Source organism: Vagococcus sp. WN80Y (assembly GCF_059621045.1).
The window spans coordinates 168,264-177,683 of record NZ_JCAQHY010000174.1 but is presented as its reverse complement, the minus strand read 5'-3'; the positions used below and the strand labels follow the sequence as shown (position 1 = coordinate 177,683).

Sequence of the window (9,420 nt, the reverse complement as noted above, 5' to 3'; positions counted from 1 at the left end):
AACACCAACATTCTTGATTCGCTCAGTTTTTGGATCATTTCAACATGAATTTAGAAATAGCTAAGCACAATACCTGACTCTCTCGATTTAAGTTGTCCTTTATCTTGACATAGTACCATAGTATCATCAAATCGCTTTTTCAAAGTATCTAGTGAAGGAATAGTTTTATTTCCAACAGTTCTTCTCTCATAAGCTCTTTGAGAACAAATCTTTTCTTCTTTAATAAATGCTACAACAATTTCTTACAGATCATCATTGGGTATTTTCGCCCAACAATATCTCTCTAATCTATTTTCACCTAGTTGAATCAATAACTTATCCCAAGACCCAAATCGCTCTTTAATGAACCACAAACTAGGGACTTCTTTAGGATATTCTTTCAATTTCAGTTGATATTTTCTCACAGAATCAATTTGATGTTTTTCAATAAATACCAAAATAACCTGCATCAGTTTCAAATCATTTTCTTGCTTCCAAACTACTCTCTTATCATTATTCTTTATAATAGATGTCTCCTTAACTATATTATAGAGAATATAGTTCTATCATCTTTTTTAGCAGCCGCTGCGTACGCATCGGCTTCTGTCTCCCTTCTTAGCAAGTCAACCTCAAACTTGCTAAATTCGGAGGCTCGTATTGGTATTTTCGGATGACTTTTGTCGTCAGCGTAATCGTTAAATTTAGCCCATATTTGACTACCTATGTCGTCAAAATGGGACAATCTAGGACAATTGCAGACTTAAATACCTTTTTTACGAAATTTAGGAATAAAGACAAATAGAAAAAGCCCTTGATATACAAGGACTTTTCACATTCGAAATTTGATAGACAGTCAGAGACTTTCTTATCTTCTAATTTCTTTACTTCATGCTAAAAGTACGCTATCTATTGATATCATTGAATTTTTTATTAAATTGACTACCACTCTGACTACATCCATTAAAAAGCAAGTGATAATTCCAAGCTTTTCACTCTGGAATTATCAAAAACCTGCAGTCAGCTTTCCAAAATCTGAAAAGCTTCTAGTGGTTTTAATCTTTCTTCTGATGTTAAATGTCGATAAATTTCAGAGGTTGTTTTATCTGTATGACCTAAACGAGCTTTCAATACCTCCCAATCACAATGACCAGCGACTAAACTTGCCATTGTATGGCGAGCCAAGTGAGTGTGGAACGGTTTCTTTATACCACATTGCTCAACACATCGTTTGATATGATTATTCACATACTCTCGTCTAAATGGAATGCCTCGCTTGTGTGGTTCTAGATAAACAAATAAATACTTTTCTTCCACTTGAAATTTGAACTGCTTCCGAACATCATCTAGCATTTCCATTAAAGCTTTTAACTTTTCCATCACTAATGGTGTCACAACCACCCGTCGTGCAGAACTGACACTTTTAGTTGTATCGATTTTAAAATTAACTTGCTTTCCTTTTACGGTTGTCTGCTTATAAAAAAGAAGCTCATTATTATTAAAATCAATATCTTCTGGTTGTAAGGCTAAAGCTTCACTTACGCGACAGCCTGTATAAAACAAAACATGATACAACGTTGAAAGTGGTAGCTCTTCATGAACAATACTGTAATTAAGCAATGATCTTAGCTCATCAAACGTCAAATACTTTTGATCCAATCTTGCTAAAGAATCCTTTAATTGCTGAACGGTTTGTTGATACTTTGGACGTCTAACGGATTCCAATGGATTGTCGCTTAATACATTATTCTTTAGACAATAATTGAAGATCATATTTAAGGTTTGGCGAAAACTTTCTAATGAATTTTTAGAATAACCTTTTGATATGCCATCTATGCCCTTCTCTTTCAAAGTGAAAAATAGTTCTTCTAAAAAATCTGAACTAAAACTGATCATCTTCTTATCGCCGATCCATCTAGAAAGAGTTTTTACAGATTCATGTCTTTTCTCATACGTACTTTCTTTTTGTTCCTTCAATGATTGATAATAAACAAACCATTTTTCAGCCACTTCTCGAAATAGTTCATTACTACCAGTCAGTTTCTTATATGTCTGGTGTTTTTTCTCCATTTCTAAGTAAGCCAATTGTGCTTCTCGTTTTGTTTTAAAGCCTCTACGTGTTGTCCTGAACGCTTGAAAATACCAAGTGATTTCTCCTGCTTGATTCACATGCTGCTTATATCTATCAACTATCTCCAAACTTAATCCCTCTCTTTCAAGAAGGAGGATGAACATGTGTTAATAGATTGCTTTCGAGTACCTCCATTATAAAACATATTCACCCAAAAATATATATTTTCAAGACATTCTTAAATGATGCATTCGATCTCTGTACTCATCATAATCGTGATTGTTGAACCAATTTAGCACTTCATCTTTGGCATAGTGACCTCTAATGCCGTACCAACAGTTCGGGAACTCTGCTAGTCTGATTAATCGATTTAATGTGCTGTCGCTAATTTGAAATTCTCTTTTTAGGTCTTCATTGGTTAAAACAAGTGGTAAGGAATGTTGTATTTTAGAAAGTTCATCTAGAACTTGGTCTAATTTTTTATCGATCGTTGTATTTAGCGTTTTACTTTGCTTTGGAGTTTCTGGAAAACAAATATTTTCTTGCATCTTCTCCCTCCTTTTTCTTTCCTTGTTTCATCTATCAGTTGTTTGAGTCACCAAACCGCATAGGATTTTCACCTCTCCCCAGTTTATGGCGAGCTTTACAGAAGTATCATTATGTACTTTGCATATCGTGGCTTGAAAGGACTAGTTTCAATTTGATTAAGAATATGGTCGCTCGCAGTAATACAAATTGCTGGTCGTGGCGTTTCTTAATGCAGTGCTCCATGCAAAGGGAATGTTACTGATAGATTTTATTAAGTTGTCAAGGTACAAGAATTGTTCTTATACCTATTACCAACAAAAATAATAAGGGAAAGGACACAAGATACTAAAATATTTATACACATTACAAACAAGCAAACAAAAATATGCCTTTGATATCCTTGAATCGAGACATATTTTTGTTTTATATTTAAATATATGTAAATTACTTCCCTTGACTACAATTAATATAAGAAAAATATTACCACCATCGAGAAGCCTCATTTTTTTTCAAAGCTTTTGAATCGATTCCTTTTCCATGTTCTCTCACCCCAAATAACTTATCCTCTAAAGCTAAAATAGGATCGTACCAATCCGCTTTACCTTTTGCCCACTCAATCCAAGTTAATATTTCATCATTCAAGTTAGGTGTTTTTTCAATTGCAGAAATATAGGTTCGGATTTCACAAGCAGTTCTATAATCACTAGCTGCATTTAGTAAGGAATTTGTCTTTTCAACTTCCAAATTATAGCGTTCTCTACGCTCATCTTCCTTCTGTTTCTCAAATTCTCTTTGCCGTTCCTTTTCTTCTCGCTTCTCTCTTTCTTTTCGAAGCTTATCGGAACTCTCATACAAAGCCAATACAATCTCTTTCAGTTTTTCTTCCACAACATATGCTTTACAATCTCGAAAAGTTTTTTCCCTTTGAATTACAACGCTAAGACGTCCATTAAACAGATAGTCATATTTCCGTATATTTGGTTTAAAGGCATATGAAGAATTTTGCTTTTCTTCTTTGTATTTTAAAAGTTCTAAATTTTCTTTCTTAGTGAGAATGTGAGGAATTTTGTCTTTAGCTTCTTTAACAGAAATATAAACTAATTCATTATTCACAATAATTCCCAAACTATCAGTAAGTTCGCATCCTAATGGTTCTAATGCTTTAATCAATGTATCGAATATTCGGCAAACTCTAGGAAGCATTTCTTCTGAAATTGAATCTGCTAGAAATGGTGGCTCTGATAGGCCTCTTTTTCCCCAACCTTTTTCTTCCTTCTTTTTTAATTCTTTCAGCCATTTTAAAACTCGATTTCGATGATTAATAATTTTCTTTTGCATTCTACTATTATCATTCGACATAGTTATTTGCTCTAAAACCGTTAAAACAGCTAGTCTGTTTTCATCATTTAAAAATTCTAGGATTCTCTCATCATTTACAAGATCATTAGTCGTTTCATTACTCAACATTTCACTACTAATATATTTATTTTCCGTAAAGTTTTTTTTCTGCCTTTTAACAACAGGAGTTATGTCGTAAATAGAAATACTTTTTTCAAAATCACCTAAAAGTTCAGTCGCAGAAACTTTTTTTCCACTACTTAACTTTGTCCAATAGCCAGATGGCGGTATTGGTATATCTGCCATCTTTAATTGTCTAATCATATGTGCGTACGCCACCTTATATTTCCTTGCTACTCCAGCAACAGATATATCCCAAACTTCATCATAAATTTCTTTTCGCATTTTTGTAAATACTGGTTGCTCTGACATCTTCTTCACCTCCTGTTTCTGGTTATTTTTCCTAGGAATATTTGTTGACGTGCTCAACTTAATTTTACTATAAGCGAAAACGTTACTATTAACTACAGCTATCTTCTTATCAGCTTCAATAAAATCAGTTCCATTTTTAAATGAGAATTCGTTTTCTCGAATGAGTGCTTGAAATTCTTTCATTCCTCCAATTCTTCGTTTTCGCTTAATAGAAAAACCAGGTCTTTTTTCATTTCTTCAAATTGAGAAACTATTGTATTAATACTATTTTCAATATTTTCTACTTGCAATTCATTAATTCTTCCATGATTATAAGCTATGAGTCTCTCAGGAACGATTGAATAGCTCCAACTGGATCTATAACGTTCTTCATTACGAATGGCAAAACCTATTGGTAATAAATTATTACGCATTCCGATTGTTAACATGTTAGAGGAAATTCCTAAATAATCGGCGGCTACCTTAATAGTTACTTTCGACATATTTCTAATCTCATCATCAGTATATTTCGACATTTTTCACCTCTCACCCCACATATATAAAACGCTACCAAAAAAAGAAGTAAATTAGATAGCTGATGTCATCAATTAATAACATTCAGCTATCAAAAAATATTTCTTTGCTTTAGTAAAGAAATATCTATAAATCTTCAAGAAGGATTCAACTCATAATTTTAAATGAGTATTTCAATATTTGTAGCTTCTCTAACCTGATCATCAACCACTTTTTTGTGAATTTTTCTAGTTGCTATATCATCTAAGCGAGTCTCGCGTCTGACATCTAACAGTTCAAAACCATCTAATACATCATTCTTCCAAATCGCTTTTACAGGAATAATTGGATTAAATAAATTGTTGGTTAAACTAATATTTAAAGATTCCTTTGACAATCCTTTCATTTTTTCAAGAAGAAGATTAAACTCAGTTTGTATAAAATATTTTGTTGCTAATCGAATTTCCTTTGACTTTTCTATTGCCTCAAAATTAATTACTGTATTTTCAGTTTCTTTTCTACGTAATAAAAGTGCATCTAACCAGAAACATGGAACTGTAAAAATTTCTCCACTTACAATGTCATAACTTTTCATTTTAGAAAATATTTTGTTACTATCAAATTGTAATGCATTCAAATTCTTCTTTGCACTATGAGACAAGTTTGCAACTTCTATTTTTTTTAGATCATCTTTTCTAAATCCCATTTTCTCAAGTTCAGTCTTTTCATTTTCTAAAAAAAACATATCTTCAAAAATTTTCCGACTATTTGGTATTTCAGATAATTTTTCCTTATTAAAGAATGAAATGAAAGATGCTTTCAACCAATTAATATCAATATCTTCATTCTTTTCAGTAATTTCAATTAAATTAAAGGATTGAAGTTTTCGTTTACCATTACTACGGATAGTGATGTCACAATTTTGAGAAATCATTAAATATTTTTTTTCATTTACTTCAATAATATCCCCATACGCTATATCATCACTTTTACTTATTTTTAATTCCATTTTATTTGAGTTAATAGCGTAATTTATATTTTTTAAAAATCTATATTTGTACGGTGCTAAATCTTTTTCTATACCTTCATTTTCGACTCTAAGTTTTTCATATTTTTGTATAGAATTTCTAATAGGATTAATTAATTCTTCGTAGTTTTCATCTCTATACTCATTAAATGAATATTTGAATTTACTTTTAAAAACATCATATATTATTTTATCAATATGTTGCCCTTCAACTAAATAATCATAATGTAGCAAAGACTCATTACGATTAAGATTCCAAATCCTATCTTTTAATGACGACATACTATTTTCAAATACCATATTTAACGAATTTACAAAGTTTGCTTTTTGGGACTTCCTTAATGCAGATATAAAATCATCCAACTCATAATGATTTTTGTCAACAAAATTAATGTGTAAAGCTAAATTATTAGCGCGTTCATTATCGATCCCTATTTCATTAATCAAATAATTTAATACACTTTCATAATTTTCTAATTTTTCAGGATCAGACGAAAAGAACACAAAAAACAAATTATTATTTTTCACCAAAACATCATTAATCCAATATAATATTTCTCTTAATTTATTTTTGTAATTCAATTTATTCTTAGTAAGCATTTTATCCAAAATGATGAAAGTTCTTTCTTGTTCTCCTGCCAATTTCTCTATATTATTTTTGAGCTGAGCTTCTTCTGGGGCCCATTTATAGAAAACAATTTCTTTTTCATCTGATATTTTGTCATAATAATCAACTTCTGTTTCATTAAAATTTGCTAAAAACTCAACTATGTCTTCCGATAATAATTCTTGAAATTTAAAGTAATCTGAAAATGCTGCGTCTCTGTTACTATAATAAAAGTCAGCAAGTTCATCTATTCTTTCAATTTCAGTTTCATCTAATTCAGATAATTTCGTGTTTTCTGATAATTTCAATTCAAAAGCATCATCAATAGCAACAACTTTTTTTATTCCATATTCACTAAAATTACTCATTATCCAACCTCCGAAAAAGTAATTACAAACTTAAACTTATTTCCATTTTCATTTTCATTTAACGACAGATGTATTGTTCCACCAATCTCTTTTAGTAGACTTTCAACTATATTCAGTCCCATACCTCTTCCGTCTCCATCTGGCTTATTTGTAACAAAGGGTTCAAAAATTCTCTCTTCAATATTTTTTTCAATTCCTAAGCCATTATCATATATTGTCAGTGTTTTTCTCTTCTCATTTAATTCTATAAATAGCTTTGGAGAATTAATTTTCATTTTTGCTAACCAATAAGTTGAATTAATTATAAAATTTTCTATTATAATTTTAAAACTATCTTTAACCAGTTTAGTTGAAAAATCATTTCCTATTATTTCATATTTCATATTGATATTTTTATAGTTCAATAGTGGACTATCGTCAATAATGTCATCGATTGTTTCTTTTAAACTAATTACTTCGAATTTTCTCTTTTTAGAATAAGAATTTACATCCATAAGAGTAGCATACCTAGATAAGAACTTTATATCCGAATCGATATTTCCTAAATTTCTAATCATGGTTTTTGTATCATCTTTAGGAATTGCGTGTCTAACCTTAGAAGAATAAGATTTAATATTCTGTGACAATCTTATTATCTCATGTGCTAATGTTTCCGAAATTATGGTTGCTCCCATTACAGGTAAAAGCTCATCTAAATATTCAAATCTATCAGTAAGTTGAGAATCTTTATTTTCAAACTCATCTTCAATATTCACAATATCATTTTTTAGAAGATCTAGTTCTTTTTGTATATTTTTTGTAGTGAGTTTTATTTCTTCTTCTTGAAATAAATTTGGTTTTTCAACATCAATTGTTAGCTTTTCTAGTCCACTTTCCAAATTTTCTAACTTTTCTCTTGCTGCCTCACGATAATTGTCACGTTTTCTAAATTTTAAATCAGCTATTTCGAATATTTCTCCATTTTTTAACTTAGCAACTTCTCTTCTGACAAAAGAAAAATTTTCCGATAGTTTTCGATCTTCATAAGCAGCATTCTTAAATATTAATTCTTGCATAATTAATAAAAAGTTTTTCCCATACTTATCTAAAACTAGTCCTTGCCTATTTGTAAGTTCTTTCAAAACTTCCAAATTTTTTTCTCCATCAATGTTCACAAATCCAGTTGTAGTATGCATCTTATATACAACTGATTTTACTCTTTGGTTAAAATCACTCATACCTAACCAATCATCTTTGGGATTTCCATAAGGAAATATTCTGAAATTATTTCGATACAGTTTTACACCTATTATATTTTGAATCAATTTTTTAGTATCAGAATTAATCGCTTGTGGTGCAAAATCATAAGCATAAATTACTCCTGAGAAGCTCCCAGGAAGATACAGTACTTCCTTTTTTTCATCTTTTTCATCTTTTTCATCGCAATCATCTCTTTTTTTACTTGATACCTCAATAAAAAATGCATCATCCATTTTACTTCTGGGGCTTTCTAAATAAATTGAATCAATAGTTTCTATATTGAAGGTTTTTTTATAATAAGAAAATTCATTAAAATAATTTTCATAAGGAACTACTTCATCCAACAAATCACAATCATATTTTTTCATAGAATTAATTAATTCATCAACTTGCCTCTTGATATAATCTTTGCTTCTATTCACTTCTAAAATCAATTCATTAGTTGTGTCTTCAAATTTGAAAGAAAACATAGAATCACAACTATGACTAATATACTCCTTATCATAAACATCGCTTCTAAAAGTTTGGCTATCTAGCTTAATTTTTACTTTAAAATTTGATGATTCATCAATATACGGATTTAAGAAAGCTAATACATCAGATTCTAACTCATTTAAAGTCTTTGCATTTCTCCAAAAATCTAAACCTTTCAGTCCTAAAACTTCTATCTTAGTTCCATAGTTTTTTTTATGAGAAAAAAGCTCCTTAGAATAATTATTACTCTTTAATTCAATCGGAATATCCTCAACTCTACCTTCAAAATTTTCATATTCATTCCAATCAATTTTGAAAGAATAATATACATCTTTATTATCAGAAATTAATGTATTTCTATCGGAATATCCATACCTAACTAATAATTGATCTTGATCAAAGTAATTTTCTAACACATCTATATTAACTTTTGTTTTTACATGTAAAAACTTTCCTAATTGATTTAACGCTAATCTCCCAATACCTTTATTTCCTTGAGCTAGTCTTCTAAATCTTGGTGATATTTTTTGATTGTTTTTTTTAAATGATGTAGCTATTTTTAAGAATCCATTTTCAATTATAAAGGGATTCATGCCATTTCCATCATCTTCAATCACAATTCTTCCTTTTCCGTGCGAAGACTCAAATAAAGTATCAATAGTAATTGAACAATTAAGCGCATCCGCATCAGAAGAATTTTTTATTAACTCTAGTAAAGCAACTTTTTCATCGTCAATCAGAGCCTCTCCTAAATGGCTAATAATTCTCGAGTCGATTGTTAGATTCACATTCTTTTTATCTTCCATAGCCCTTCTCCTTTTTGAATAATAATTATACTTTTATAAAATAAATAAAAGAATCGTTACTA

7 protein-coding genes are annotated in these 9,420 nt (G+C 30.0%); all 7 read right to left on the bottom strand.

Annotation, left to right across the window (positions count from 1 at the left end; genetic code table 11):
• Nucleotides 1-242 precede the first annotated feature (242 nt).
• The 7 genes from AC5KOD_RS21190 to AC5KOD_RS21160 all read right to left on the bottom strand — a co-directional run bounded on the left by AC5KOD_RS21190 (nucleotide 243) and on the right by AC5KOD_RS21160 (nucleotide 9,358).
• Entirely contained in the window at nucleotides 243-458 is a 216-nt protein-coding gene (locus AC5KOD_RS21190) for a hypothetical protein (protein ID WP_496916578.1), read from the bottom strand.
• 538 nt (nucleotides 459-996) lie between these two features.
• Nucleotides 997-2,175 carry a site-specific integrase gene (locus tag AC5KOD_RS21185; protein ID WP_496916577.1) on the bottom strand — a complete coding sequence of 393 codons (1,179 nt, stop codon included), beginning with the start codon at nucleotides 2,173-2,175 and terminating at the stop codon, nucleotides 997-999.
• 99 nt (nucleotides 2,176-2,274) lie between these two features.
• Nucleotides 2,275-2,595 (bottom strand): DNA-binding protein, encoded by a 321-nt coding sequence (locus tag AC5KOD_RS21180; protein WP_496916576.1) that lies wholly within the window; start codon nucleotides 2,593-2,595, stop codon nucleotides 2,275-2,277.
• A 460-nt stretch (nucleotides 2,596-3,055) separates the two neighbouring features.
• Nucleotides 3,056-4,528: a hypothetical protein gene (locus tag AC5KOD_RS21175; RefSeq protein ID WP_496916575.1), complete on the bottom strand. Its 1,473-nt coding sequence runs from the start codon at nucleotides 4,526-4,528 to the stop codon at nucleotides 3,056-3,058.
• A complete protein-coding gene (locus AC5KOD_RS21170) occupies nucleotides 4,525-4,860 on the bottom strand; it encodes a hypothetical protein (protein ID WP_496916574.1) in 336 nt (111 codons plus the stop codon). The genes AC5KOD_RS21175 and AC5KOD_RS21170 overlap by 4 nt, the downstream gene beginning before the upstream one ends.
• Nucleotides 4,861-5,018: 158 nt before the next feature.
• Entirely contained in the window at nucleotides 5,019-6,839 is a 1,821-nt protein-coding gene (locus tag AC5KOD_RS21165; protein WP_496916573.1) for a hypothetical protein, read from the bottom strand.
• Nucleotides 6,839-9,358, bottom strand: coding sequence for an ATP-binding protein (locus tag AC5KOD_RS21160; protein ID WP_496916572.1), 2,520 nt, complete (start codon nucleotides 9,356-9,358; stop codon nucleotides 6,839-6,841). Before AC5KOD_RS21160 ends, AC5KOD_RS21165 begins: the two co-directional genes overlap by 1 nt.
• Between the last annotated feature and the right edge of the window lie 62 nt (nucleotides 9,359-9,420).